Consider the following 25,120-nt stretch of genomic DNA (forward strand, 5'->3'; position numbering starts at 1 on the left):
GAAGGCGTCGGCGGCGACAACACCAAACCGGCTATTCCACCCGCATCTCACCACTGAACACCAAGGTGTTGCGGCATCTACGGCACAAATACCGTCGCCCCTGCCGCACCAGGCTATGGCGCTGCGCCGAAAACGGGAAATCACTGTCGGCGCACGGGCATTTGTAGATATAGCGGGTCACGCTGCGGCGTTTGATTGCGTAGGTGTGGCAGCGATCCGGCGGCAGTTCGTAAACCCCGCGCATGATCAGTTGCCACTCCTCGCCATGCGGCTGGATGCGGTCGCCGAACAGTTGGTGGGCGATCAGGTGCGCGACTTCGTGGGCCACGGTCTGCTTGAGGAAGTGTTCGGTGTTTTCCCGGTACAGCTGCGGATTGAAGCGCAGCAGATTCTCGTGCAGATGCGCGACACCGGCTTTTTGCCCGCGCAGCTTGAGGCTGACGACGGGGCGTTGGAAATGACGTTTGAAAAAGGCTTCAGCGAGTTGGTAACAGTCTTCGACGCGGGTATTGAGTTGCTCGGGCATGCTTGATGGATCTCCAGAGGCGTCGAGTATGCCGCAACCTCCCGGACTTGCGAATCGCTGACCTGCCGAATGGTCATCCGCCATACGAGAAGGCCGCCTTGCGGCGGCCTGTATTGGCAGATCTTGTTGTTCTCGGGGGTGAATCATGTCAGTTGGTATACACCGGCCCCACGCCGAGGCCCCAGACAATCACGGTGAACGCCATGATGGCCACCAGTACCACCAGACCCACCGCCAGCACCGAGCTGGAAAACAGGAAGCCTTCGTCCGATGGAATGTTCATGAACGTCGGCAACCCCACATACAGCAGATAAACCGTGTAGCAGATGGCCGCCGTGCCGACGATCATCCCCAGCCACATATGCGGATACAGTGCCGCCAGTCCGCCGACGAACAACGGTGTCGCGGTGTAGGTGGCGAAGGCCACGCAACGGGCCAGGCTCGGATTGGCGTCATAGGTGCGGGCCATCCAGTGCACGAACGCGCCCATCACCGCGACGCCGCCGAGCATCGCCAGGTACGACATTACGGTCATCCAGATTGCGCTTTCCACGGTGAGCATCACCGGCGCGCGGCTGCCGATCACCCAGCCGACCTGAGTGGTGCCGATAAACGCCGAAACGGCCGGAATCGCCGCCAGGATCAGCGTGTGCGTCAGGTACATGTGGCTGATGCTTTCCTCTTGGTCGCCACGGATTTCCTTCCATTCCTGATCGGGGTGGGTAAAAAGTCCCACTACGTGATGGATCATGCCAGTCACTCCTCTTGTTATTGCCATCGCCCCCCAGCGGAGCGCCTACGGGCCAAGGTGGCCGAGCAAATACAGGTCTTCAGATGTGTGCGACCTTATGTCGCAGTATAGAAAGGACTTAACCGCACAGGTGATAGGGGCTTAGAGCAAATCGCGCTGTAAACACGGGGGGTAATCGCGGCAGGGTCTTGCACGGTTGAGGCCGGATCACCTCTGTGGCGAGGGAGCTTGCTCCCGCTCGGCTGCGCAGCAGTCGCCAATCCTTCCGGTTCGGTGCGTCAGGAAAATAGCGGCTGCAGGTTTGGGGGCGCTTCGCACCGCAGCGGGAGCAAGCTCCCTCGCCACAGGGGATCGGGTGAAAGGGACAGACCCACGGCCCTTCGCCCCCAGCGGGTTTTTTGCGTAAAATGCCCGCCTTTCGTCACACCTCACGGATTTCGCGTCATGGGCACTCTTACGGTCAACCAGAACAAACTGCAAAAGCGCCTGCGCCGCCTGGCCGGCGAAGCGGTCGCCGATTTCAACATGATCGAAGACGGTGACAAGGTCATGGTCTGCCTGTCCGGAGGCAAGGACAGCTACACCATGCTCGACGTACTGCTGCATCTGCAGAAGGTTGCACCGATCAAGTTCGAGATCGTTGCCGTGAACATGGATCAGAAGCAGCCGGGCTTCCCCGAGCATGTGCTGCCGGCCTATCTGAAAGAGCTGGGCGTCGAGTACCACATCGTCGAGAAGGACACCTACTCGGTGGTCAAGGAACTGGTGCCGGAAGGCAAGACCACCTGCTCGCTGTGCTCGCGCCTGCGTCGCGGCACGCTGTACACCTTCGCCGACGAAATCGGCGCGACCAAAATGGCCCTCGGTCACCATCGCGATGACATCGTCGAGACGTTCTTCCTCAACATGTTCTTCAACGGCACCCTCAAGGCGATGCCGCCGAAGCTGCGCGCCGACGACGGCCGTAACGTGGTGATCCGCCCGCTGGCCTACTGCAACGAGAAAGACATCCAGGCCTACTCGGACTTCAAGGAATTCCCGATCATCCCGTGCAACCTCTGCGGTTCGCAGGAAAACCTGCAGCGTCAGGTGGTCAAGGAAATGCTTCAGGACTGGGAGCGCAAGACTCCGGGCCGAACTGAAAGCATCTTCCGCAGTCTGCAGAACGTGGTGCCGTCGCAACTGGCCGACCGCAACCTGTTCGACTTCACCAGCCTGAAGATCGACGAGACGGCGGCTTCGCGCTTCGTCAACGTGGTCAATCTGTAAACCCATTCCAGGTGGGAGCGGGCTTGCTCGCGAAGGCGGTGTATCAGTCGCTATATGCGCCGACTGACACTCAGTCTTCGCGAGCAAGCCCGCTCCCACATGGGTTTCTTCGTTTCATTCAATAGGAGAGGGCATGCGCGATTACAAGTGGCTGCACGAATACTGTCTGAACCGCTTCGGTTCGGCGGCTGAACTGGAAGCCCATCTGCCCGTTCCCAAGACTCCCGCGCAATTGCGCAAGATCAGCGACGATCGTTACCTCTCGACCATGGCCCTGCGGGTATTCCGTGCCGGGCTCAAGCACAGCCTGGTGGATGCCAAGTGGCCGGCCTTCGAAGAAGTGTTCTTCAAGTTCGACCCGGAAAAAGTCGTGCTGATGAGCGCCGAGCACCTCGAACGCCTGATGCAGGACGCGCGAATCATTCGCCACCTGGGCAAGCTCAAGAGCGTGCCGCGCAATGCGCAGTTCATTCTTGATGTGGAGAAAGAGAAGGGCAGTTTCGGCGCACTGATCGCTGACTGGCCGGTGACCGATATCGTCGGTCTGTGGACCTACCTGAAAAAGCACGGCCATCAGTTGGGCGGGCTGTCGGCGCCACGCTTCTTGCGCATGGTTGGCAAGGACACCTTTGTGCCGAGCTATGACGTGGTCGCGGCACTGAATGCGCAGAAGATCGTCGACAAGGTGCCGACCAGTCTGCGCGATCTGGCGATTGTGCAGAACGCGTTCAACCAGTGGCATGAACAGAGTGGTGGACGGCCGATGAGCCAGATTTCGATGATGCTGGCTTACACCGTCAATCATTAAGACCGCATCGCTCCATTCGCGAGCAAGCCCGCTCCCACAGGATCCTTGTTGAAACACAATATTGTGATCGACACAAAAACTGTGGGAGCGGGCTTGCTCGCGAAGGCGTCAGCTCAGGCGACGGAAATCTCGCCCTCGCCAGCCAGCTTGCGATTCAACTGATACCGCCACCGCACATACAGCAACGCCGAGCAGAACAGCGCCAGGCTCGCGACCATCTCCAATACGCCAAACAGCTGCCGGTTCGGGTCATACGCCGCCAGTGCGCCTTTGATGAAATACAGATTCACCACAAAACACATCCACGAATGCCCACGGGCGCTGCCCATGATCATCGCCGGGGCGAGAACGATCCACGGGATCAGCTCGACCAGCAGAATCACCCACGGTCGGGCGCCATGCAGGTCGGCGAATACCAGGTAGTAAGCGGCGAGCAGCCCGGCGAGGCCGAAGAAGCACAGCAGGCTGAGGGCCCGCATCGCCCTGACGCGGGGTTCGAGCCACTCCACCGAGGGCAGGATTTTCGCCTTCTTCGCCACCCTCAGCCCTCCAGTTTTTGCGCGGTTTTCGCCAGGCGGGCGCCGAGTGCGCGACACAGCGCCATCTCGTGCTGATCCAGACCTTTCTTGCCATCGGCGCCAGCGTGATGACTGGCGCCATACGGCGTGCCGCCGCCCTGGGTTTCCAGCAGCGCGGACTCGCTGTACGGCAGGCCGGTGATCAGCATGCCGTGGTGCAACAGCGGCAGCATCATCGACAGCAGGGTGGTTTCCTGGCCGCCGTGCAGGCTGGCGGTGGAGGTGAACACGCCGGCCGGTTTACCGACCAGTGCACCGGTCAGCCAAAGGTTACTGGTGCCGTCGAGGAAGTACTTGAGCGGTGCGGCCATGTTGCCGAAACGCGTCGGGCTGCCGAGTGCGAGGCCAGCGCAGTTCTTCAGATCGTCGAGGGTGGCGTAGAGCGCACCTTCTTCCGGGATCTGTGGGGCGACCGCCTCACATTCGGTGGAAATCGCCGGCACGGTACGCAGGCGCGCTTCGAGGCCGGCCTGCTCGACACCGCGGGCGATCTGCCGGGCCATCTCGTTGGTCGAACCGTTGCGGCTGTAATACAGAACCAGAATGTATGGCGCGCTCACGGCAACAGCTCCAGGATCTGCTCCGGAGGACGGCCGATCACGGCCTTGTCGCCGACTTCGAGAATCGGCCGCTCCATCAGTTTCGGGTGTTCGGCGATGGCGGCGATGAGTTGGGCTTCGCTGAGGCTCGTGTCCGCCAGCTGAAGCATTTTGTATTCATCTTCTCCCGTGCGCAGCAGTTGCCGTGCGCTGATGCCGAGCTTGCCGAGCAAGGCCTTGATCTGCGCGGCGTCCAGCGGCGTTTCCAGGTAACGCACCACGTTCGGGGTCAGGCCACGGGCCTCGAGAAGTTCCAGTGCGCCGCGGGATTTCGAGCAGCGCGGATTGTGATAAAGCGTCAGATCGGTCATGGCGGGTCGCTTCTGGCGTAAAGTGGCGGCTATTCTAACTGTGCAGCGCGCAATCCAGAACCTTCAGAGGCGATGGGTCGCAGGCGCATCCAATTTTTGACCAGGGAACACGACATGACACGGCGATTGGCAGCAGCATTGACGATAATCGGGGCGTTGATGCTGGGGGGCTGCGGGAATGACTACGGCATTGACCAGAATGGTCAGAAGGTGGCGTCCGAGCGTCTGGACAAGCAATGGGTAGTCATCAATTACTGGGCCGAATGGTGTGGCCCGTGCCGCACGGAAATTCCTGAACTCAATCATTTGGCTGATGAGTTGAAAGGCAAGAACATCGGGGTGTTCGGGGTCAACTTCGACAACGTGCAGGGTGAAGACCTGAAGAGCGCCAGCGAGAAGCTGGGCATCAAGTTCACCGTACTGGCGCAGGATCCGGCGGACCTGTTCGACCTGCCGCGCAGTGAGGCCTTGCCGGTGACCTACATCATCGACAACAAGGGCAAGGTGCGTGAGCAACTGATGGGCGAGCAGACGGCGGCGGGGGTGATGGCCAAGCTGGAGGCGTTGCAGGCGACAAAGTGAGTTGAATGGGCTTTTGTGGCGAGGGAGCTTGCTCCCGCTGGGCCGCGAAGCGGCCCCAAAACCTGCTGACTCGGTGTCTCCGGCAACGCGCGGTTAACGGTTTTGCGACTGCTGCGCAGCCGAGCGGGAGCAAGCTCCCTCGCCACAGTAACCTCAGTGTGCGTCTAAGGGGGTTAACCCTCTTCCAGCCACCAGCGCAACGGCTTGCCTTCCGCCGGCCAGAAGCGCATCTGCTCGATCGGCGAGATGTCCCAGCGTTCCACGCCTTGCAGCGCCTGCAGGAAGCGTTGTTCCTGCTCCATCAGCGCCGGGGCGCAGAGTTTGCGGGTCTTGCCGATCGGGCCGAAGCTCAGCTTGTCACCCTCGAGGGTGTACGGTGCGAACCAGTGGTTGCAGCCGCCATTGCCATACGCGCGGCCATCGTCACCGAGGGTCACGGTCAGGTGGCTGTAATCCATCAATGGCCGCTCGCCGATCCACTCCAGAATGTAGCTGCGGTTCTGTTGCAACTGCACTGGCTCTGCGGCGCAGCCCACCAGACCGGCACCGACCAACAGGGGCAGGGCAAGGCGTTTCATCACGCAGGCTCCTGGCATTTCGGGCACAGGTGTTTGTCGCCGACGGCTTTCCAGCCCAGCTCGGCGATGCGCGCCGTGGCGGCCGGTTTCTCGGCAGTCTTGCCCAGCTTGGCGTCCACCGCGAACTCGAAGCTCAGCTCTTTGGCGCAGCTGTCGCAGTTGACCTGCCAGGTGTGGATTGCCAGTTCGCCGAATACCGGGCCCGTGGTCATCGCGGTCCATTGGCCCGGCGGATTGATCAGGTGGCGCACGGAGTCGACGGTCAGGCGCATGGACAAATCCTTGCTGCCTTTGAGGGTGACCAACAGGACGTCACCGTTACGGATCGAGCCACCGTTGCCGGTGACCTGATAGCGGCCCGGTACGAGGGCGCGGCATTCGGTGAGGGTGTGTTGCGGGTTCATCAGGGTGTAGCGGAAATCGTGTTCGACCATGGGTCCTCCAAATCTGCGCGACATGCTAGCACGGGCAGGATTGCAGGATGGCGTACGTGTGCGACCTTCGATCCGGTTCAAATTGCTCGGCGCTCATGGCAAACTGCCGCCCTTCAATCTGAGGGAACGGAACATGGCGCTGATCGAATGTTATGAATGCAAGCGGAGCATCAGCTCTGAAGTCAAGGCGTGCATTCATTGTGGTGCTCCGATGGCGCAGCAACACGGGCACAATCCGCAGCAGGCGACGGTCGCCGCTGCCGCGACGACGATTTCATTTGGCAGTCTGCCGCGCAACAAGTCCGTGCCTGAAGCCTTCGTCCCGCCGCCAGCCCCGGAGCCCGAGCCGAAAGTGACACCGGCAGCAGTCGGTCGCCGTCGTCGGCAGCCCGAGCCAACCCCTCAACTTCAGCCCAACGCCGACGGTTCTCGTCCGGTGGAAGGCTGGTTGAAGATCATGGTGTTTCTGTTGCCGATGGTCTTTGTCTGGTTCCTGCTGCGTAACGGTCATTCGATGAAGCAGCGTTTTTTCGGTTTCGGCTGGCTGGCCCTGCTGATCCTGGCCTCGTCGCTGTCGCCGAAATAAGCCGGTAATCCTCAGCCTTCGACCTGGTTCTGCGGCGCGCCTGCAGCCCAGGTCGCGATGTTGTGCAGGGTGGTCGCGGCAATCGCGCCCAGCGCCTCGTGGGTCAGAAACGCCTGATGCGCGGTGATGATCACATTCGGGAAGGTCAGCAGCCGCGCCAGCACATCATCCTGCAACGGCAAGTCGCTGCGATCCTCGAAAAACAACTGCGCCTCTTCCTCATACACATCCAGTCCCAGATAGCCCAGTTGGCCGTCCTTCAAGGCGTCGATCAGCGCGGGTGTGTCCACCAGACCGCCGCGTCCGGTGTTGATCAGCATCGCCCCCGGTTGCAAATGTGCCAGTGACTCACGGTTGATCAAGTGTTTGCTCTGCGCGTTGAGCGGGCAGTGCAGGCTGATGATCCGCGACTGCGCGAGCAATTCCGGCAGGCTCAGATAACGCGCGCCCAAGGCCACAACCTCGGGGTTTGGATACGGGTCGTACGCCAGCAACTCACAACCGAAGCCGTGCATGATTTTCGCGAAGGTCGCGCCGATCTGCCCGGTGCCGACGATGCCGACGGTCTTGCCCACCAGATCGAAACCGGTCAGGCCGTGCAGCGTGAAGTCGCCTTCGCGGGTGCGGTTGTAGGCACGGTGCAGGCGCCGATTGAGCGCCAGAATCAACGCCACCGCATGTTCGGCCACCGCATGCGGCGAGTAGGCCGGCACCCTCACCACGGACAGCCCGAGGCGTTTCGCCGCGACCAGATCGACATGGTTGTAGCCCGCCGAGCGCAGCGCGATCAGCCGCGTGCCGCCGGCCGCCAGCCGCTCCAGCACCGGCGCACTGAGATCGTCATTGATGAAGGCGCAGACCACCTCGTGCTGTTCGGCCAGGGCGGCGGTGTCGAGACTGAGCCGGGCCGGCTGAAAGTGCAGTTCTATTCCGGCCGGGCAATCGACGGCGAGGAAACTGTCGCGGTCGTAGGTCTGGCTGCTGAAGACGATCGTGCGCATCAATTCCTCCTGGAACGGGGTGGCGAGTCAGCGTTGACGGCCACCACTTTAACGACGAATGCCGCTGCCGGCATTGCCGTGGATCAGGCGCTGATCCTGGCCTGAGTGGCGAGGCGATTGATCGCCCGCTCCAGCTCTTCCAGCGCTGCCACGGCTTTGGGATCGCCCTGTTTGAGCAGGGTTTCACTGCGCTGACAGGCCGCGCGCAATTGCGGCACGCCACAATATCGGGTCGCACCGTGCAGGCGATGCACGCGCTCAATCAATGCGTTCTGATCACGGGCTTCGCTGGCGGCACGAATCGCTTCGCGGTCGGCTTCCAGCGACGCGAGCAGCATTGCCAGCATGTCGGCGGCAAGGTCCGCCTTGCCGGCGGCCAGGCGCAGGCCTTCCTCATGGTCGAGCACCGGCAGCTCATTGCTGCCTGCTGCGCTGTCGCTGGCGCGCTCCGGGCCTTGATTACGCAAGGCCAGACCGGTCCATTTCAGCACCACTTGCGCCAGTTGCCGCTCGCTGATCGGTTTGGTCAGGTAGTCATCCATGCCGCTTTGCAGCAAGGCGCGTTTTTCGTTGGCCATGGCGTGGGCGGTGAGGGCGACGATCGGCAGCGGCGTGCAATGCCGTTCGCTTTCCCATTGGCGGATGGTTTCGGTGGTTTGGCGTCCGTCCATCCCCGGCATCTGCACGTCCATCAGCACCAGATCGAAGGATTCGCTCTGCACCGCTTTGACCGCCGCATAGCCGCTTTCTACGGCTAGAACCTTGGCGCCCATGTCTTCGAGCAGGGTCTGCACCAGCAACAGGTTGGCCGGGTTGTCGTCGACGCACAGTACTTTCGGCGCGCGACTCGACAGCGGTTCGCCCGGTTCGCTACGTGGTTGGCGCGGGTTGGCCAGATCCGCCAGCGCCCGGCGCAGTTTGCGCGTGCAGGCCGGTTTGGCCTGCAACTGGCTATGCGGGTTCGGTACCGAGAGATGGAACAGCGTCTGTTCGGTGGTCGGGCACAGCACCAGTACTTTGCAGCCCAGGTGCTCCAGATCCCAGATGTGCTGGTTCAGACGCTCCGGGAGCATGTCGTTGCTGGTGATGCCGAGCACCGCAAGATCGATGGCCTGATCGGTCTGGTGCGCGCCGGTGACGCCGTTGGTCAGGCTCTCCAGCGTATTGAACGGCGTGACGTCGAGGCCGCAGTCTTCCAGTTGATGCTGTAAGGCCTGGCGCGCCAATTCGTGATTTTCCAGCACCGCCACACGGCGTCCGAGCAGCGGCGGGGCCGGCAGGTCTTCGGTGTCGTCGCGGGCTTTGGGCAGGCTCAGGCTGATCCAGAATTCCGAGCCTTCGCCGGGGGTGCTGTCGACGCCGATTTCGCCGCCCATCTGTTCGATCAGGCGCTTGGAAATCACCAGACCCAGACCGGTACCGCCAGGCTGGCGCGACAACGAGTTGTCGGCCTGACTGAACGCCTGGAACAACGCGCGCACATCCTGACTCGACAGACCGATGCCGGTGTCCTGAATGCTGATGCGCAGTTGCACGCTGTCTTCGTGTTCTTCTTCGAGCATGGCGCGGGCGACGATAGTGCCTTCGCGGGTGAACTTGATCGCATTGCTGACCAGATTGGTGAGGATCTGCTTCAGGCGCAGCGGGTCACCGACCAGCGACAGCGGCGTGTCGCGATAGACCAGACTCACCAGCTCCAATTGCTTGGCGTGGGCTGCCGGCGCCAGGATGGTCAGGGTGTCCTGCAACAGGTCGCGCAGGTTGAACGGAATATGGTCGAGCACCAGTTTGCCGGCCTCGATCTTCGAGAAATCGAGGATCTCGTTGATGATCCCGAGCAGGCTGTCGGCGGACTTTTCGATGGTGCCCAGATAGTCGAGCTGGCGCGGGGTCAGCTCGCTTTTCTGCAACAGATGCGTGAAACCGAGAATGCCGTTGAGCGGCGTGCGGATCTCGTGGCTCATGTTGGCAAGGAACTCGGATTTGATCCGGCTCGCCTCCAGCGCCTCTTTGCGTGCCAGATCCAGTTCGATGTTCTGGATCTCGATGGTTTCCAGATTCTGGCGCACGTCTTCGGTGGCCTGATCGACGCTGTGCTGCAGTTCTTCGCGAGCGTTCTGCAGCGTGCCGGCCATGCGGTTGATGCCCGAGGCGAGCTCGTCCAGTTCCTGACTGCCGAGCGGTGGCAGACGGGTTTCCAGATGACCGTCCTTGAGCTGGGCGACCGCGTGTTTGATCTGGCTCAGCGGGCGGTTGATGGTGCGACCCATGCGCAATGCGAGCAGGGCCGCGCCGGCAAGGCCAGCGGCAATCAACAGCAGGCTGGCAAACAGGCTGCGATAACCGCGCAGCAGCATGCCGTTGTGCGACAGCTCCAGTTCGACCCAGCCGAGCAGACGGTCGGACTCTTGCGGAATCACGTCGCCGGCAAGATTGCGATGCTTGCCGAACACCGGCATCAGGTAACGGGTGGCGTCATTGCCGCTGCGCCGTTGCAGTTGCGCACTGTCGCCGCTGGGCGCCTGATTGAGCATGGTCGGACCGGCGTGCGCCAGCGGTGTGCGGTCGGGGGCGAGGAAGGTGACGGCACGCACGTCGGGTTGTTCGAGAGACTGGGTGGCGATGCGTTCCAGCAGATCGGTGTTGCCGTGGCCCATGGCGGGCGCCACCAGCGGCGCCAGTTGCTCGGCGATCATCTCGCCGCGCTGCATCAATTGGGTCTGCAGGTCGGACTGTTGCATCCAGGTGAAATAACCACCGAGAACCAATGCCATCAGGCTGGTCGGCAACAGGGTCAGCAACAATACGCGACCTTTGATTCCCAGTTTCTTGAGCACACCCATCTCCTGCATCCCGCTGAACTGTTGACTCTTACGTGCATCCGGCACGCGACATTGGCGCAGTGTAGCGATTTGCAGGCAGGCAATCTCCGGAAAAATGATGTCGTCATCGGTCGACGGCGCATGGCGCGTTTGTCCGCCAGGTCAACCTTGGGTTGCCCGATAGCGGGCAATCTTGAATAATCGGCCAACTGAGAATTATTTGCAGATACTCATGACGCTTGCCTCCAACGATTTCCCACGCATTCTTGCCATCGAGGACGACCCGGTTCTGGGCGCCTATGTTCACGAACATCTGGGGCGCAGCGGCTTTAAGGTGACCTGGTGCCAGAACGGTCAGGAAGGGCTGAACATCGCGCGTCGCCAGCCGTTCGATGTGGTGCTGATGGACATACTGTTGCCGGGGCTCGATGGCCTGAATGTGCTGACCCAATTGCGCCAGAGCCATTCGACGCCGGTGCTGCTGATGTCCGCCCTGGGTGCCGAGGCCGATCGCATCAGTGGCTTTCGCCTGGGGGCCGATGATTATCTGCCAAAGCCGTTCAGCATGGCCGAGCTGCATGTGCGCATCGAGGCGATTCTGCGGCGGGTGGCCCTTGATCGGCGCCCGGCGGCAGTTACTCCGGCGATGGCCAGTGGCACGCTGCGCTTTGACGATGAACAGTGCGAGGTTTTCTATAACGCGCAAGCCGCCGGCCTGACCCGCAGCGAATACCGCCTGCTGGAAACCCTCAATCGCAACGATGAAGAAGTGTTGAGCAAGGCCTTCCTTTATCAGCACGTTCTGCAACGCGGTTACGCCGCCCACGACCGCAGCCTTGACATGCACATCAGCCAGATCCGCCGCAAACTCAAGGCCATCGGTTACCTCGAGCGTGAAGTGCGCACGGTGTGGGGCAAGGGCTACGTGCTGAGTGCGCCCGATGAAAATCTCTGACCTGCCGGGCCGGCATTCGCTGTTCTGGAAACTGGCGTGCCTGCTGGTGGCGTTCTGTCTGCTGATGATCTGGCTGAGCTGGTCCTGGGGCCGCTACATGGAGGAGCGCAACCAGTTTCTCTCCGACGAGGCGCGCGGCACGCTGAGCCGTTATGCCGCTGAAGCCGAACGGGCGTGGCAGCGCGGTGAGCGTGACGGGGTCGATAACTGGTTGCAGAGCATGGAGCTGCGCGAGGCGGGTTGGGTCGGAGTGATCGATCGCAATCTGCAGTCGTTGAGCAGCGATCCGCTGAATGAACAGGAAATCCAGCACCTGACTTTTTTGCGCGGGCTCGACTGGCCGATCCACAAGCAGGGCCGGCCGTGGCTGCGGGTGCCGTTTCCCCAGGACCCGTCTGCCGGCAGTCTGGTGATCGAGTTGCCCGAGCGATTCCTGCCGGGTAAATACCGGGTGTTCTGGAGGGTGATCACCAACGGGGTGATTCCGGGATTGTTCACCTTGCTGCTGTGTGTCGGCCTGTATCGCTTGCTGGTGGTGCCGCTGAACAACCTGCGCGAGCAGGCCAACGCCTGGCGCGCCGATCAACTGAATGTGCGCCTGTCGAGCGGCATCACCCAGCGCCCGGACGAACTCGGCGAGCTGGCGCGGGCTTTCGACTCGATGTCCGAGCGCCTGCAATCCACTGTCGCCCTGCAACAGCAACTGCTGCGCGACCTGTCCCATGAGTTGCGTACGCCGCTGAGTCGATTGCGGGTGGCCAGTGAAAGCGAACAGGATCTGCGGCAACTGCGCGAGCGCATCGGCCGTGAAGTCGACGGCATGCAACGCCTGGTCGAGGACACCCTGCAACTGGCCTGGCTCGACACCGAGCGTGCGCCACTGCCGGAGGAGGCGATCCAGATTCAGGCGCTGTGGGAAATGCTCACCGACAACGCCTGTTATGAAAGCGGCTGGCCGAGCCTGCAATTGCAGTGCGCGGTGCCGTCGTCGTGCTGGGTGCGCGGTAATCTCAATAGTTTGGCGCAGGCGCTGGAGAACATTCTGCGCAACGCCATTCGTCATTCGCCCGTGGGCGGCATCGTGTGCCTCGATGGACGGCGTGACGGCGATTACTGGCATCTGTGGCTGGAAGATCAGGGCGGCGGTGTGGCTGAAGCGGATCTGGAACGGATCTTCTCGCCGTTCACCCGCCTCGACGGCTCGCGCCCGGGGGATGGCGGGTTTGGTCTGGGGTTGAGCATTGCGAGGAATGCGGTGCAAAGGCAGGGTGGGATGTTGTGGGCGGAGAATAGTGGGGCGGGGTTGCGCTTGAATTTTCGGCTGATTGCCGATGACGGCGGCGTGACGGCTGACGCCTTCGCGAGCAAGCCCGCTCCCACAGTGGATGTGGGGCGTCCGCAGATTGTATAACCAACATCGTCACCCTCCTGTGGGAGCGGGCTTGCTCGCGAAGGGGACCTTCGATTCAACTAATAGTCTCACCACTGGTGAGACTGTTACTGCTTATTCCCAGAAACCATAAGCACCGCACTTTGCGTGATATGGCCTGCGAACGTTTGCCGGTATGATAGGCGCCCCCGCACGTCTGGATTGCGAATACGCCATGACCCTGCAGTACCCAACCATCGCCGATTGCGTCGGCAACACTCCGCTGGTGCGTTTGCAGCGCCTGCCCGGTGCCACCAGCAACACCCTATTGCTCAAGCTCGAAGGGAACAACCCGGCGGGTTCGGTCAAGGATCGTCCGGCGCTGTCGATGATCACCCGTGCCGAACTGCGCGGGCAGATCCACGCTGGTGACACGCTGATCGAAGCGACCTCGGGCAACACCGGGATTGCGCTGGCCATGGCCGCCGCGATCAAGGGTTACAAGATGATCCTGATCATGCCGGACAACTCCAGCGCCGAGCGCAAGGCGGCGATGACCGCTTACGGTGCCGAGCTGATTCTGGTCAGTCAGGAAGAGGGCATGGAAGGCGCTCGTGATCTCGCCCAGCGCATGGAAGCCGAAGGCCGTGGCAAGGTGCTCGATCAGTTCGCCAACGGCGACAACCCCGAGGCGCACTACACCACCACCGGCCCGGAAATCTGGCGTCAGACCCAGGGCACCATCACCCATTTCGTCAGTTCGATGGGCACCACCGGCACCATCATGGGCGTGTCGCGCTACTTGAAAGAGCAGAGCGACAGCGTGCAGATCATTGGCCTGCAACCGATGGAAGGCTCGGCCATTCCGGGCATCCGCCGCTGGCCGCAGGAATACCTGCCGAAGATCTATCAGGCCGACCGCGTCGACCGCATTGTCGACATGGCGCAAAGCGAGGCCGAAGACGTCACCCGGCGTCTGGCTCGCGAAGAAGGTATCTTCTGTGGCGTGTCCTCGGGCGGTGCGGTGGCAGCGATGCTGCGCCTGTCCAAGGAAGTTGAAAACGCGGTGATCGTCGCGATCATCTGCGACCGTGGCGACCGTTATCTGTCGACCGGCATTTTCGACGCGCCCAACTGATGGCCAAGCACGAGAGAGGTCTGCGCTTCCAGCCCACCGGCGGCAGCAAGGCCGCGCAAATCCCGACCGGCAAAAAACAGCGCTTGAACATCGAGCGCCTGGCCAATGACGGTCGCGGCATCGCGTTTTTCGAAGGCAAAACCTGGTTCGTCCTCGGCGCCCTCGCCGGTGAAGAAGTCGAGGCGCGGGTGCTTGGCGCCCGCGGCAAAGTGGTCGAGGCGCGCACCGAGCGCGTGTTCAAGGCCAGCGAATTGCGTCGTCCGGCAGCGTGTCAGCACGCCGGCCGCTGCGGCGGTTGCAGCGTGCAACACTTGCCCCACGCCGAACAGCTTGCCCTGAAACAGCGCATGCTCGCCGAGCAGCTGTCGAAGGTTGCCGGGGTCGAGCCTGAAGAATGGGCGGCGCCGTTGACCGGCCCGGAGTTCGGCTATCGCCGCCGCGCGCGGATCGCCGTGCGTTGGGACATGAAGGCGAAGAAGCTCGAAGTGGGTTTCCGCGCCGCCGGCAGCCAGGACATCGTCGCCATCAACGAATGCCCGGTGCTGGTACAGCCCTTGCAACCGATCATGACCCGTTTGCCGGAGATGCTCCGTCGTTTGAGCAAACCGCAGGCGCTGGGGCATGTCGAGTTGTTCAGTGGTTCATCGCTGGCGGTATTGCTGCGACACATGGCGCCACTGTCCGAAGCCGACCTGACGATCCTCAAGGATTTCTGCCAGTTCCATGCAGCGCAACTGTGGTTGCATGGCGAAGGCGAGCCACAACCGGTGGATGCCACGCAGGCGCTGGGCTATCGCCTGGAGCAGTGGGATCTGGATCTGGCCTGGCGGCCGGGGGATTTCATCCAGGTCAACGCCGGGGTCAATGAGGCGATGGTCGCGCAGGCGCTGGACTGGCTGAAGCCGACCGGTGACGAGCGCGTGCTCGACCTGTTCTGCGGTCTGGGCAACTTCGCCTTGCCACTGGCCAAAAGCGTGCGTGAAGTGGTGGCGGTGGAGGGCGTGCAGACCATGGTCGACCGTGCCGCTGCGAACGCCGCTAGTAACAATTTGCATAACACAAAGTTTTTTCAAGCCGATTTATCCCAGCCTTTGACCGATGCTCAGTGGATCGGAAACGGCTTTTCTGCGGTACTCTTGGACCCACCGCGTGACGGTGCTTTCGAGGTGGTGCGCAAGCTCGCGACCCTGGGTGCCAAACGGTTGGTGTATGTGTCGTGCAACCCTGCAACTCTGGCGCGCGATACGGTCGAATTGATCAAGCAGGGCTACCGGTTAAAACGTGCCGGGATTCTCGATATGTTTCCTCAGACGGCGCATGTCGAGGCCATGGCGTTATTTGAAGCGAGCCAGGATGGCTCGTCTGAATCCGTCTGACCTGTCCGGGCGGCGCTCGCTTTAGCCCCGCGAGCGCATCCGGGCATTGGGGGTCAGCGATTTGACGCATTGAATCTGCGTCGTAGGGAAGGTAAAGCAGCATGGTACAGGTGAGAGCACACCAGCCGATCAACACTGACGGCAGTATCAATCTCGAGGCTTGGCTCGATCACGCGGTCAGTGTCGACATGGCGCTGGATCGCGAAGCCTTGAAGGAAGCCTGCGAGTTCGCTCGCGAGGCCGAACAGCAGTCCAACGCCGCGAAGAATCTGTGGGCCGAGGGCAGCGGCAGTTTCAGTACGGGACTTGAGATCGCCGAGATCCTCGCCGACCTCAAGCTCGACCAGGACTCGCTGGTCGCGGCGGTGCTGTATCGCGGCGTCCGCGAAGGCCAGATCGAACTCGCGGCGGTCAGCCAGCGCTTCGGTCCCGTGGTGGCCAAACTGATCGACGGCGTGCAGCGCATGGCGGCAATCAGTGCCAGCCTCAGCCCGCGCCAGTCGATGGTGATGGGCACTCAGGGCCAGGTGGAAAACCTGCGCAAGATGCTGGTGGCAATGGTCGACGACGTTCGCGTCGCGCTGATCAAACTGGCCGAACGTACCTGCGCAATCCGCGCGGTGAAAACCGCTGACGACGAAAAGCGCAACCGCGTCGCCCGGGAAGTCTTCGACATCTATGCGCCGCTCGCGCACCGACTCGGCATCGGTCATATCAAGTGGGAGCTGGAGGACTTGTCCTTCCGTTACCTGGAACCCGATCAATACAAACAGATCGCCAAGCTGCTCCACGAGCGGCGGCTGGACCGTGAGCGGTTCATCGCTGACGTGATGACCCAGCTCAAGGACGAATTGCAGGCCACCGGTGTCGACGCCGACATCAGCGGCCGCGCCAAACACATCTATTCGATCTGGCGCAAAATGCAGCGCAAGGGGCTGGAGTTCAGCCAGATCTACGACGTGCGCGCCGTGCGCGTGCTGGTGCCGGAAATGCGCGACTGCTACACCGCGCTCGGCATCGTCCACACCCTGTGGCGGCACATCCCGAAAGAATTCGACGACTACATCGCCAACCCGAAAGAGAACGGCTACCGCTCGCTGCACACGGCGGTAATCGGCCCGGAAGGCAAGGTTCTCGAAGTGCAGATCCGTACGCACTCGATGCACGAAGAGGCCGAGCTCGGCGTCTGCGCGCACTGGCGCTACAAGGGCACTGACGTCAAGTCCGGTTCCAACCACTACGAAGAGAAAATCTCCTGGCTGCGGCAGGTGCTCGAGTGGCACGAAGAGCTGGGCGATATCGGTGGTCTGGCCGAACAGCTGCGGGTCGACATCGAACCGGACCGGGTGTACATCTTCACCCCCGACGGTCACGCCATCGATTTGCCGAAAGGCGCGACGCCGCTGGACTTCGCCTACCGCGTGCACACCGAAATCGGTCACAACTGCCGTGGCGCGAAGATCAACGGGCGGATCGTGCCGCTCAACTACAGCCTGCAGACCGGTGAGCAGGTCGAGATCATCACCAGCAAGCACGGTACGCCGAGCCGCGACTGGCTGAACCCGAACCTGGGCTACGTCACCACCTCGCGGGCGCGGGCGAAGATCGTTCACTGGTTCAAGTTGCAGGCGCGTGACCAGAACGTTGCGGCCGGTAAAACCCTGATCGAACGCGAACTCAATCGCCTCGGTCTGCCGGCGGTGGATTTCGACAAGCTGGCTGAAAAGGCCAACATGAAAACCGCCGAAGACATGTTCGCCGCCCTCGGTGCCGGCGACCTGCGTCTGGCGCAACTGGTCAACCTGGCGCAGCAACTGGTCGAGCCGGAACGCGGCAACGAACAGCTGGAACTGATCCCGCGCAAAGCCACCGGTTACAAACCGGGCAAGCGTGGTGACATTCAGATCCAGGGCGTCGGCAACCTGATGACGCAGATGGCTGGCTGCTGCCAGCCGCTGCCGGGCGACGCGATCGTCGGCTACATCACTCAGGGTCGTGGCGTGAGCATTCACCGTCAGGACTGTGCCTCGGTGCTGCAACTGGCCGGGCGCGAGCCGGAGCGGATCATCCAGGTCAGCTGGGGCCCGGTGCCGGTGCTCACCTATCCGGTGGACATCGTCATCCGCGCCTACGACCGTTCCGGTCTGCTGCGTGACGTCTCGCAGGTGCTGCTCAACGAGCGGATCAACGTGCTGGCGGTCAACACCCGCTCGAACAAGGAAGACAACACCGCGCTGATGTCGCTGACCATCGAGATTCCCGGGCTGGATGCGCTGGGACGCTTGCTGGGGCGGATTTCGCAGTTGCCGAACATCATCGAGACGCGGCGTAACCGTACTCCGTGAAGATGGCTTCGTTCGAATGTGGGAGCGGGCTTGCTCGCGAAGAGGGCGTGTCAGTCGATATTTACGCTGAATGACACACCGCATTCGCGAGCAAGCCCGCTCCCACATTGGTTTTGTGTAGAGGCATGACAGATGTATTCACTTGAAGACCTGCTCCACCTGATGAACCGCCTGCGCGACCCGCAGTTCGGTTGCCCGTGGGACATCAAGCAAACCTACGCGACCATCGTCCCGCATACCCTCGAAGAAGCCTATGAAGTGGCTGACGCCATTGAACGCGGCGACTTCGATCACTTGCAGGGCGAGCTGGGCGATCTGTTGTTCCAGGTGGTCTATTACAGCCAGTTGGCCCGGGAAGAAGGGCGCTTCGAATTTGCCGGAGTGATCGACAGCATCACTCGCAAGCTGATCCGTCGTCATCCGCACGTGTTCCCCACCGGCGATCTGTACGCGCCGCTGGATGTGCCGCGCCTGAGCGAAGAACAGGTCAAGCAGCGTTGGGAAGAGATCAAGGCCGAAGAACGCGCCGAGAAATCCGCCGCGCCCGAGCAGCTGTCACTGCTCGATGATGTACCTGCCGCGCTGCCGGCACTGTCGCGTTCGTCCAAGTTGCAAAAGCGTGCAGCGCAGGTCGGCTTCGACTGGCCGGATGCACTGCCGGTGCTGGACAAGGTGCGCGAAGAGCTCGACGAAGTGCTCGAAGCCATGTCCGAAAACGATCCCGACGCGGTGGCTGACGAGATCGGTGATCTGCTGTTTTCCGTGGTCAATCTGGCCCGGCATCTCAAGGTCGATCCGGAAACCGCACTGCGCGGTGCCAACGGCAAGTTCGAACGACGTTTCCGATTTATCGAACAGGCATTGCGCGACACCCGTCGTCCCATGGAAGATTGCACCCTCGAAGAGTTGGACGCCCTGTGGGGTGAAGCCAAACGCCAGGAAAAGAATGTGCCCAGCTGCGGCTGAGCCGTTGCCCAAGTGAGTAAGCATTAATGAGCCTTTCCCTTCGCGACCAGTTGCTCAAAGCAGGCCTGGTCAACCAAAAGCAGGCCAAGCAGGTCAGCAAAGACAAGCAGAAGCAACAGCGTCTGGCCCACAAGGGGCAGGCCGAGCTGGATGATTCGCAGCAACGCGCCGCTCAGGAAGCCATGGCCGAGAAGGTCAAGCGCGACCAGGAGCTGAACCGTCAGCAGCAGGAGAAGGCCGAGGCCAAGGCCCGTGCCGCGCAGGTCAAGCAGTTGATCGAAGTGACGCGTCTGCCGAAGCTCAATACCGAGGACTACTACAACTTCGTTGACGACAAGAAGGTCAAGCGCATCTGCGTCAACACGCTGATGCGCAACAAGCTCAGCAACGGTTCGCTGGCGATCGTGCACCATGCCGGTGGCTACGAAGTGATCCCCCGTGAAGCGGCCCTGAAGATCCAGGAGCGTGATCCGCAGCGCATTGTGCAGCTCAACGTGCAGACCGAAGAGGTCGCAGCTGAGGATGATCCGTACGCGGCCTACCAGATCCCTGATGACCTGATGTGGTAAACCGATAAAGCTGTAACAACGACAAACTGTGGCGAGGGAGCTTGCTCCCGCTGGACTGCGTAGCAGGCCCCTGCTCTTGAGTTGTAGAACAGGGCCGCTTCGCGCCCCAGCGGGAGCAAGCTCCCTCGCCACAGGTTCAATATTCGCCTAAGCGGATTTCAGATCCCGTTGCTGTTCCTGCAGTTCGAGTTCGGCCTTGTAGTTGTGGGCGTCGATCTCGTTGTGGAACATGCCGACCAGCAAGTCTTGTTGATGCACATCCCAGATCCGTACACCGGCGGCTACGCCTTCATGGGACATGTGTGAATCGTCGCGTTCAGTTACTTTTACAGTCATCTGCTAGCTCCAAATCTCAAGTTATCTGCAGCAAGGCGTGTGCAGGACTCTTTTATATGATTTGTTAGCTTGCTAAGTAAACGCTTGATTTGTGCAAGGTGTTGTTGCGGTTTTTGCAACAGTGCTGCAGCCCGCTAAATCCGCGACATTCGGTCGCAGGGCGGGAAGTTGCATGACAGAAGTTTCATTTTCAGGCGCACTGACATCCTCTGTGGGAGCGGGCTTGCTCGCGAAGGCGGTATATCAGACAGACTGATGTCGACTGACACGACGCTTTCGCGAGCAAGCCCGCTCCCACAGGGTTTTGCGCTGTGGCTGCTGGTTTCAAGCCGGCCAAAAAAAACGCCCCGAACCAGTCGGGGCGTTTTCATGTGGAGCTCAGCAGCGGGGAATTACTTGCCTTCCCAGCGCTTCAGCACCAGCGTGGCGTTGGTGCCGCCGAAGCCGAAGCTGTTGCTCATCACGGTGTTGATGGTGGCGTTCTCGCGGGTCTTGGTCAGCACCGGCAGATCGGCCACTTCAGGGTCCAGCTCGTCGATGTTGGCGGAACCGGCGATGAAGTTGCCTTCCATCATCAGCATGCAGTAGATCGCTTCGTGAACGCCGGCGGCGCCCAGGGAGTGACCGGACAGGCTCTTGGTCGAGCTGATCGCTGGCGCCTTGTCGCCGAACACTTCACGCACACCTTTCATTTCCGCGACGTCGCCGACCGGAGTCGAGGTGCCGTGGGTGTTCAGGTAGTCGATCGGGGTGTCGACGGTGGACATTGCCATCTGCATGCAGCGGATCGCGCCTTCGCCACTTGGGGCAACCATGTCGTAGCCGTCGGACGTTGCGCCGTAGCCAACGATTTCGGCGTAGATCTTGGCGCCACGGGCCAGCGCGTGTTCCAGCTCTTCAACCACGACCATACCGCCACCGCCAGCGATGACGAAACCGTCACGGTCGGCGTCGTAGGCGCGGGAAGCTTGTTCCGGGGTGTCGTTGCGCTTGCTGGACAGGGCGCCCATCGCGTCGAACAGGAACGACTGGCTCCAGTGCTCTTCTTCACCGCCACCGGCGAAGACGATGTCCTGCTTGCCCATCTGGATCTGTTCCATGGCGGTACCGATGCAGTGAGCACTGGTGGCGCAGGCAGAGGCGATGGAGTAGTTCAGGCCCTTGATCTTGAACGGTGTGGCCAGGCACGCGGAAACGGTGCTGCTCATGGTCCGCGTTACACGGTATGGGCCGACGCGCTTCACGCCTTTCTCGCGCAGGATGTCCAGCGCTTCCATCTGGTTCAGGGTCGACGCGCCGCCGGAGCCGGCGATCAGGCCGGTACGCGGGTTGGACACTTGCTCTTCGGTCAGGCCGGAGTCAGCAATGGCGTCTTTCATGGCCAGGTAGGCGTAAGCCGCTGCGTGGCCGACGAAACGATAGATCTTGCGATCGATCAGTTCTTCAAGGTTGAGGTCGATGGAGCCGGAAACCTGGCTACGCAGACCCATTTCAGCATATTCCGGGTTGAACCGGATGCCAGGGCGGCTTGCACGCAGGTTAGCGGAGACGGTCTCTTTGTCATTGCCCAGGCACGAAACAATGCCCAGACCAGTGATAACGACGCGGCGCATGCGAATAACCCTTAGAAGTTGTCAGTGGAGGTGAAAACGCCGACGCGAAGGCCTTCGGCGGTGTAGATTTCGCGACCGTCGACAGTCACCGAACCATCGGCGATGGCCAGGTTCAGCTTGCCCTTGAGGACGCGTTTGATATGGATGTTGTAGGTGACTTTCTTGGCGGTCGGCAGGACCTGGCCGAAGAATTTCACTTCGCCCGAACCCAGCGCACGACCACGGCCCGGCAGGCCTTGCCAGCCGAGGAAGAAGCCGACCAGTTGCCACATGGCGTCCAGACCCAGGCAGCCCGGCATCACCGGATCGCCCTCGAAGTGGCACGCGAAGAACCACAGGTCAGGGTTGATATCCAGCTCGGCGACCAATTCACCTTTGCCGTACTTGCCGCCTTCTTCGCTGATCAGGGTGATGCGATCGACCATCAGCATGTTCGGGGCGGGCAGTTGCGCGTTACCTGGGCCGAACAGCTCACCGCGACTGCAGCGCAGCAGGTCTTCCCGAGTAAAGGCGTTTTGTTTGGTCATGCGAGCTCCTCAATAATCCCATGCGGCAGGTGGGGCAAATCTTCCCGGCCGATCGACGCGTTCATGCCTCGTACCGGCAGCCTACTCATAGACTATTGCGTTGTGGTGAAAGTCACAGCACCAAGGACATGAATGTACACTTGTGCACTGAAATTTTTATTCAAGCCTCTTTTGAGGCTCGTTCGGGTGCCTAAGACTGCCGCACTTTCGCTTTTCACGCCAGTCGCAGATGGTCGAAAAACCGTCACTACTGCACCCAGCGCTGCAGAATCTGTTGTAGGTCATTGCGTTTGAACGGCTTGGCCAGATAATCGTTCATGCCCGCCGAAAGGCAAGTTTCGCGGTCGCCCTGCAACGCGTTGGCGGTCAGCGCGATGATCGGCACCTCGCGGCGTCCGGGCAGTTGGCGGATCTGCCGGGTCGCCTCGTAGCCGTCGATGATCGGCAGCCGGCAATCCATCAGAATCACTTCGAAATCATTGCCTTCAGCACTGCGCACCGCTTGCGCGCCATCGGTGGCGACGCTGACGGTAAAGCCCAGACTGCGCAGCATCGCTTCGATGACGGTCTGGTTGACCGGATTGTCCTCCACCAGCAGCACATTGCGCCCCTCGCCATGCCCGTTGCCATTGGCCGCGCGCGGCGCCGCCAGTGTCGGCAGCGTCTGCTTATATAGCGCCAGCGGGATTTCCAGGGTGAACACCGAACCCAGGCCTTCTTCGCTCTGCGCCCGCAACGTGCCGCCCATGCGTTCGGCCAGGGTGCGGGCGATCGGCAAACCGAGACCGGTGCCGCCATAGCGCCGGGAAATCGAACTGTCGGCCTGCTGGAAGGCGTTGAACATCAATTCCAGACTCTCAGACGAAATGCCGATGCCGCTGTCGCGCACCGAACAGGTGAACCACAGCAATTCGTGATCCAGCGACTGCCACTGTGCCTCGATGCTGACCCGACCACGCTCGGTGAACTTCAAGGCGTTGCCCACCAGATTGACCAGAATCTGCCGGATCCGCGTCGGGTCGCCCTGCACCTGCAAGTCGCGCATGTCCTCGGGAATCTGCAGGTTCAGGGCGAGGCCACGCTGCACCGCGCTGTGCTGGAAGGATTGGGCGCAAGCACCGATCAGGTCGGCGAGGTTGAACGGAATGTGCTCAAGCTCCAGCTCCGAGCGTTCGATCCGCGAGAAGTCGAGAATGTCGTTGATGACTTTCAGCAGGTGTTCGGTGGACTCGGATGCGAGCGCCGCGTACTCGATCTGCTCCTCGGTCATGTCGGTGGTTTCCAGCAACTGCAACATGCCCAGCACGCCGTTCATCGGTGTGCGCAGTTCATGGCTCATCATCGCCAGAAAATCGGATTTGGCGTTGTTGGCCTTTTCCGCTTCTTCACGGGTCTGGATCAGTTGCGCCATCGCCTGATGCTGTTCGCGGCTGGCCTGCTCCAGTGCCTGGGCGAGGTTGTTGATGTGCTGCGACAGGGCGCCCAACTCGGTGTCATCGACGATCGGCAGCGGGGTCTTGTAATCGCCTTGCTGAATCGCCTTGACCGCGTTGCCGATATCGCGGATCGGCGCCGACAGACTGCCGGCCAGACGCCGCGCCAGAACAAAGGTGAAGAGCAGGGCGAACAACGCCAGAATCCCGGCCTTGAGCAGAATTTCCTGTTGGCGCTGACTGAAGGCATCGTTGGACAGACCGACGATCACCCGGCCCAGGTAATCCTCGCTGGTCACGTTGTTGCTGGCTTTGGCGTCGTGGAAAAAATCGCTGTTGAGGGCGATTCGTTGCAGGCGCACCGGGGCCTGGAACACCTCGACCTGATGCGGGCGGTTGTGCGCGTCGGCGGCTTGTTCAACGTAGGCCAGAATCCGGTTGGCGCTGTCCTGCACTTCCAGAAAGCGTACGTTCGGTGTTGCGAGAGTCGCCTTGAGCAGGCTTTCCAGCACTTCGTTGTTGCCGGAAATCACCCCGTACTCGGTGGCGGGCGCCAGTTGATTGGCGATCAGTTGCCCGGTGTGATTGAGCTCCTGACGCAAATCCTGAATCCGCACGAAGGTAAAGAAACTGATCAGCAGCAGCGTGAGCAGCAGGGCCGGGCCGAGGCTGATCAATTGCGTGCGGGTGTTGATGTCCCAGCGGCGACGCAGATTCATGGGTGGCTTTCTCCTTCAGCCAACTGGCGGGCAACAGACGCTTCATCGATTGGCTCGATACCGAGGGAACGAGCGACCTGCACATTACTTGAGACTTTGAAACGATCGGGGTAGAGCGAGCGCGGCCACGTCGCCGGGGGACGATCCAGCAACCGGTCAAGGATCGCCAGCCAGTCGGGCTGATCGCTGTAAGTGCTGGCGAGGCTGCCGGCACGCACGAACGCCGCGTTCGGCCCGATCAGCGCCACTTGCCGGGAGTAGCTGCTGAGCAGCAGGTTTTTCGCGGTTTTCGGGTTGTACAGATCGGGATCGTCGAGGCCCAGCAACACGTCACTGTTTCTCAGCACGGTTTGCAACGGGCGACTGTCCTGGGTGTTGTCCCAACGCTGACTGACGATTTGCAGGTTCAGCGGTGCAGCAGCCTGGTGCAGCTCCTTGAGCAGGAATTCGCTGTGCTGGTCGAACAGCACGCCAACCCGCCGCACCTGCGGCAGAATCCGCCGAATCAATTGCAGTTGGCGGCCCAGCGGCGGGTCGCTCCACAGCAGACTCAAGTGCGGCGGTTGTGCGCCACCCAGGCGTTGCCGCGCTTGCAATCGGCTGATGCGCAACACCAGCGTCGCCGGCCCCTGAGACTCTTTCAGACGCCAGTCGAGGCTGGGCAGGTCGAGCAGAATCATCCGCAGATTGGCCGGCAACTTGCCCGGTGCCGGCAGGCTGGCCAGTGGCTGGAAACGTACGTTGTCGGTGGGGCGCAGCTCGCTCAACGCCTGGACGAAGGCCTGCACACCGGGACTTTCTTCTGCGCCGGTCAACAGAATGTCGGCGGCCTGCACCGCCACCCCGTGCAGCCACGCGGTCAAAAACAGACACGCACCGGCCAGCCAGTGGCCCAGGGTTGGTGTCTTGTTTGCCGTGCCGAAGCGCAC

General features: G+C 61.5%; 25 protein-coding genes. 11 read left to right on the top strand and 14 right to left on the bottom strand.

What is annotated here, in order from left to right:
* Nucleotides 1-31: 31 nt before the first annotated feature.
* Nucleotides 32-526 carry a SprT family zinc-dependent metalloprotease gene (locus JFU48_RS15040; protein WP_003227192.1) on the bottom strand — a complete coding sequence of 165 codons (495 nt, stop codon included), beginning with the start codon at nucleotides 524-526 and terminating at the stop codon, nucleotides 32-34.
* Nucleotides 527-674: 148 nt separating this feature from the next.
* Complete coding sequence (locus JFU48_RS15045; protein WP_003227189.1) at nucleotides 675-1,277, bottom strand: Yip1 family protein; 603 nt, start codon at nucleotides 1,275-1,277, stop codon at nucleotides 675-677.
* Nucleotides 1,278-1,721: 444 nt separating this feature from the next.
* On the opposite strand from JFU48_RS15045, the gene ttcA reads away from it, so the two are divergent.
* A complete protein-coding gene (ttcA, locus tag JFU48_RS15050; RefSeq protein WP_007968702.1) occupies nucleotides 1,722-2,546 on the top strand; it encodes a tRNA 2-thiocytidine(32) synthetase TtcA in 825 nt (274 codons plus the stop codon).
* Nucleotides 2,547-2,679: 133 nt separating this feature from the next.
* On the top strand, nucleotides 2,680-3,354 hold the full coding sequence (locus JFU48_RS15055; protein ID WP_003227185.1) for a DNA-3-methyladenine glycosylase I: 675 nt from the start codon (nucleotides 2,680-2,682) through the stop codon (nucleotides 3,352-3,354).
* 113 nt (nucleotides 3,355-3,467) lie between these two features.
* On the opposite strand, the gene JFU48_RS15060 is transcribed toward JFU48_RS15055, so the two are convergent.
* Genes JFU48_RS15060 through arsC form a run of 3 tightly spaced genes read right to left on the bottom strand, consistent with a single transcriptional unit; the run spans nucleotide 3,468 to nucleotide 4,842 of the window.
* Nucleotides 3,468-3,893: a DUF2069 domain-containing protein gene (locus JFU48_RS15060; RefSeq protein WP_201136850.1), complete on the bottom strand. Its 426-nt coding sequence runs from the start codon at nucleotides 3,891-3,893 to the stop codon at nucleotides 3,468-3,470.
* Between the two features lie 2 nt (nucleotides 3,894-3,895).
* A complete protein-coding gene (gene wrbA / locus JFU48_RS15065) occupies nucleotides 3,896-4,492 on the bottom strand; it encodes an NAD(P)H:quinone oxidoreductase (RefSeq protein WP_003227181.1) in 597 nt (198 codons plus the stop codon).
* The gene (arsC, locus tag JFU48_RS15070; RefSeq protein ID WP_201136851.1) at nucleotides 4,489-4,842 is read right to left on the bottom strand and encodes an arsenate reductase (glutaredoxin); all 354 of its coding nucleotides are present in this window, start codon (nucleotides 4,840-4,842) and stop codon (nucleotides 4,489-4,491) included. The genes wrbA and arsC overlap by 4 nt, the downstream gene beginning before the upstream one ends.
* A 114-nt stretch (nucleotides 4,843-4,956) precedes the next feature.
* Here arsC and JFU48_RS15075 point away from each other — a divergent pair, with 114 nt between their 5' ends.
* On the top strand, nucleotides 4,957-5,424 hold the full coding sequence (locus tag JFU48_RS15075; protein ID WP_103521843.1) for a TlpA family protein disulfide reductase: 468 nt from the start codon (nucleotides 4,957-4,959) through the stop codon (nucleotides 5,422-5,424).
* A gap of 173 nt (nucleotides 5,425-5,597) precedes the next feature.
* On the opposite strand, the gene JFU48_RS15080 is transcribed toward JFU48_RS15075, so the two are convergent.
* Together JFU48_RS15080 and JFU48_RS15085 are read right to left on the bottom strand one after the other, a co-directional pair.
* Nucleotides 5,598-6,002, bottom strand: coding sequence for an META domain-containing protein (locus JFU48_RS15080; protein ID WP_003227175.1), 405 nt, complete (start codon nucleotides 6,000-6,002; stop codon nucleotides 5,598-5,600).
* The gene (locus JFU48_RS15085; protein WP_103485460.1) at nucleotides 6,002-6,436 is read right to left on the bottom strand and encodes a hypothetical protein; all 435 of its coding nucleotides are present in this window, start codon (nucleotides 6,434-6,436) and stop codon (nucleotides 6,002-6,004) included. Before JFU48_RS15085 ends, JFU48_RS15080 begins: the two co-directional genes overlap by 1 nt.
* A 133-nt stretch (nucleotides 6,437-6,569) precedes the next feature.
* On the opposite strand from JFU48_RS15085, the gene JFU48_RS15090 reads away from it, so the two are divergent.
* Entirely contained in the window at nucleotides 6,570-7,022 is a 453-nt protein-coding gene (locus tag JFU48_RS15090) for a hypothetical protein (protein WP_201136852.1), read from the top strand.
* An 11-nt stretch (nucleotides 7,023-7,033) separates the two neighbouring features.
* On the opposite strand, the gene JFU48_RS15095 is transcribed toward JFU48_RS15090, so the two are convergent.
* Both JFU48_RS15095 and JFU48_RS15100 read right to left on the bottom strand, forming a co-directional pair.
* Nucleotides 7,034-8,023, bottom strand: coding sequence for a 2-hydroxyacid dehydrogenase (locus JFU48_RS15095; protein ID WP_201136853.1), 990 nt, complete (start codon nucleotides 8,021-8,023; stop codon nucleotides 7,034-7,036).
* An 83-nt stretch (nucleotides 8,024-8,106) separates the two neighbouring features.
* The gene (locus JFU48_RS15100; protein ID WP_003227166.1) at nucleotides 8,107-10,860 is read right to left on the bottom strand and encodes a response regulator; all 2,754 of its coding nucleotides are present in this window, start codon (nucleotides 10,858-10,860) and stop codon (nucleotides 8,107-8,109) included.
* 217 nt (nucleotides 10,861-11,077) lie between these two features.
* Between JFU48_RS15100 and JFU48_RS15105 the strand changes: the two genes are divergently transcribed.
* From JFU48_RS15105 to JFU48_RS15135, 7 genes are all read left to right on the top strand, one after another.
* Entirely contained in the window at nucleotides 11,078-11,800 is a 723-nt protein-coding gene (locus tag JFU48_RS15105) for a response regulator transcription factor (RefSeq protein ID WP_003227164.1), read from the top strand.
* Nucleotides 11,787-13,211, top strand: a complete 1,425-nt coding sequence (locus JFU48_RS15110; RefSeq protein WP_201136854.1) for a sensor histidine kinase — start codon at nucleotides 11,787-11,789, stop codon at nucleotides 13,209-13,211. Before JFU48_RS15105 ends, JFU48_RS15110 begins: the two co-directional genes overlap by 14 nt.
* Nucleotides 13,212-13,404: 193 nt before the next feature.
* Entirely contained in the window at nucleotides 13,405-14,307 is a 903-nt protein-coding gene (gene cysM, locus JFU48_RS15115; protein WP_027612303.1) for a cysteine synthase CysM, read from the top strand.
* A complete protein-coding gene (gene rlmD, locus JFU48_RS15120; RefSeq protein ID WP_201136855.1) occupies nucleotides 14,307-15,683 on the top strand; it encodes a 23S rRNA (uracil(1939)-C(5))-methyltransferase RlmD in 1,377 nt (458 codons plus the stop codon). Before cysM ends, rlmD begins: the two co-directional genes overlap by 1 nt.
* 101 nt (nucleotides 15,684-15,784) lie before the next feature.
* Entirely contained in the window at nucleotides 15,785-18,028 is a 2,244-nt protein-coding gene (relA, locus tag JFU48_RS15125) for a GTP diphosphokinase (RefSeq protein ID WP_003227159.1), read from the top strand.
* Between the two features lie 132 nt (nucleotides 18,029-18,160).
* Complete coding sequence (gene mazG / locus JFU48_RS15130; RefSeq protein WP_201136856.1) at nucleotides 18,161-18,994, top strand: nucleoside triphosphate pyrophosphohydrolase; 834 nt, start codon at nucleotides 18,161-18,163, stop codon at nucleotides 18,992-18,994.
* 26 nt (nucleotides 18,995-19,020) lie between these two features.
* On the top strand, nucleotides 19,021-19,563 hold the full coding sequence (locus JFU48_RS15135) for a DUF2058 domain-containing protein (RefSeq protein ID WP_003227155.1): 543 nt from the start codon (nucleotides 19,021-19,023) through the stop codon (nucleotides 19,561-19,563).
* Nucleotides 19,564-19,710: 147 nt separating this feature from the next.
* On the opposite strand, the gene JFU48_RS15140 is transcribed toward JFU48_RS15135, so the two are convergent.
* From JFU48_RS15140 to JFU48_RS15160, 5 genes are all read right to left on the bottom strand, one after another.
* Nucleotides 19,711-19,899: a hypothetical protein gene (locus JFU48_RS15140; protein WP_003227153.1), complete on the bottom strand. Its 189-nt coding sequence runs from the start codon at nucleotides 19,897-19,899 to the stop codon at nucleotides 19,711-19,713.
* A 392-nt stretch (nucleotides 19,900-20,291) separates the two neighbouring features.
* Entirely contained in the window at nucleotides 20,292-21,512 is a 1,221-nt protein-coding gene (gene fabB / locus JFU48_RS15145; protein WP_003227152.1) for a beta-ketoacyl-ACP synthase I, read from the bottom strand.
* An 11-nt stretch (nucleotides 21,513-21,523) separates the two neighbouring features.
* A complete protein-coding gene (gene fabA, locus JFU48_RS15150; protein WP_003227150.1) occupies nucleotides 21,524-22,039 on the bottom strand; it encodes a 3-hydroxyacyl-[acyl-carrier-protein] dehydratase FabA in 516 nt (171 codons plus the stop codon).
* 247 nt (nucleotides 22,040-22,286) lie between these two features.
* Nucleotides 22,287-24,191, bottom strand: coding sequence for a response regulator (locus JFU48_RS15155; RefSeq protein ID WP_003227145.1), 1,905 nt, complete (start codon nucleotides 24,189-24,191; stop codon nucleotides 22,287-22,289).
* Nucleotides 24,188-25,120 carry a hypothetical protein gene (locus JFU48_RS15160; RefSeq protein WP_003227144.1) on the bottom strand — a complete coding sequence of 311 codons (933 nt, stop codon included), beginning with the start codon at nucleotides 25,118-25,120 and terminating at the stop codon, nucleotides 24,188-24,190. The genes JFU48_RS15155 and JFU48_RS15160 overlap by 4 nt, the downstream gene beginning before the upstream one ends.

The organism is Pseudomonas sp. TH49, from assembly GCF_016650625.1.
GTDB lineage: Bacteria > Pseudomonadota > Gammaproteobacteria > Pseudomonadales > Pseudomonadaceae > Aquipseudomonas > Aquipseudomonas fluorescens_H.

What these genes read in the sequence shown, in the direction of transcription:
- JFU48_RS15040 (WP_003227192.1), bottom strand. Translation starts at nt 526, where the DNA reads ATGCCCGAGCAACTCAATACCCGCGTCGAAGACTGTTACCAACTCGCT.
- ttcA (WP_007968702.1), top strand. Translation starts at nt 1,722, where the DNA reads ATGGGCACTCTTACGGTCAACCAGAACAAACTGCAAAAGCGCCTGCGC.
- JFU48_RS15075 (WP_103521843.1), top strand. Translation starts at nt 4,957, where the DNA reads ATGACACGGCGATTGGCAGCAGCATTGACGATAATCGGGGCGTTGATG.
- mazG (WP_201136856.1), top strand. Translation starts at nt 18,161, where the DNA reads ATGTATTCACTTGAAGACCTGCTCCACCTGATGAACCGCCTGCGCGAC.
- relA (WP_003227159.1), top strand. Translation starts at nt 15,785, where the DNA reads ATGGTACAGGTGAGAGCACACCAGCCGATCAACACTGACGGCAGTATC.
- arsC (WP_201136851.1), bottom strand. Translation starts at nt 4,842, where the DNA reads ATGACCGATCTGACGCTTTATCACAATCCGCGCTGCTCGAAATCCCGC.
- JFU48_RS15045 (WP_003227189.1), bottom strand. Translation starts at nt 1,277, where the DNA reads ATGATCCATCACGTAGTGGGACTTTTTACCCACCCCGATCAGGAATGG.
- JFU48_RS15080 (WP_003227175.1), bottom strand. Translation starts at nt 6,002, where the DNA reads ATGAAACGCCTTGCCCTGCCCCTGTTGGTCGGTGCCGGTCTGGTGGGC.
- JFU48_RS15155 (WP_003227145.1), bottom strand. Translation starts at nt 24,191, where the DNA reads ATGAATCTGCGTCGCCGCTGGGACATCAACACCCGCACGCAATTGATC.
- JFU48_RS15110 (WP_201136854.1), top strand. Translation starts at nt 11,787, where the DNA reads ATGAAAATCTCTGACCTGCCGGGCCGGCATTCGCTGTTCTGGAAACTG.
- fabB (WP_003227152.1), bottom strand. Translation starts at nt 21,512, where the DNA reads ATGCGCCGCGTCGTTATCACTGGTCTGGGCATTGTTTCGTGCCTGGGC.
- cysM (WP_027612303.1), top strand. Translation starts at nt 13,405, where the DNA reads ATGACCCTGCAGTACCCAACCATCGCCGATTGCGTCGGCAACACTCCG.
- JFU48_RS15140 (WP_003227153.1), bottom strand. Translation starts at nt 19,899, where the DNA reads ATGACTGTAAAAGTAACTGAACGCGACGATTCACACATGTCCCATGAA.
- JFU48_RS15085 (WP_103485460.1), bottom strand. Translation starts at nt 6,436, where the DNA reads ATGGTCGAACACGATTTCCGCTACACCCTGATGAACCCGCAACACACC.
- JFU48_RS15055 (WP_003227185.1), top strand. Translation starts at nt 2,680, where the DNA reads ATGCGCGATTACAAGTGGCTGCACGAATACTGTCTGAACCGCTTCGGT.
- JFU48_RS15105 (WP_003227164.1), top strand. Translation starts at nt 11,078, where the DNA reads ATGACGCTTGCCTCCAACGATTTCCCACGCATTCTTGCCATCGAGGAC.
- rlmD (WP_201136855.1), top strand. Translation starts at nt 14,307, where the DNA reads ATGGCCAAGCACGAGAGAGGTCTGCGCTTCCAGCCCACCGGCGGCAGC.
- JFU48_RS15090 (WP_201136852.1), top strand. Translation starts at nt 6,570, where the DNA reads ATGGCGCTGATCGAATGTTATGAATGCAAGCGGAGCATCAGCTCTGAA.
- JFU48_RS15135 (WP_003227155.1), top strand. Translation starts at nt 19,021, where the DNA reads ATGAGCCTTTCCCTTCGCGACCAGTTGCTCAAAGCAGGCCTGGTCAAC.
- JFU48_RS15095 (WP_201136853.1), bottom strand. Translation starts at nt 8,023, where the DNA reads ATGCGCACGATCGTCTTCAGCAGCCAGACCTACGACCGCGACAGTTTC.
- fabA (WP_003227150.1), bottom strand. Translation starts at nt 22,039, where the DNA reads ATGACCAAACAAAACGCCTTTACTCGGGAAGACCTGCTGCGCTGCAGT.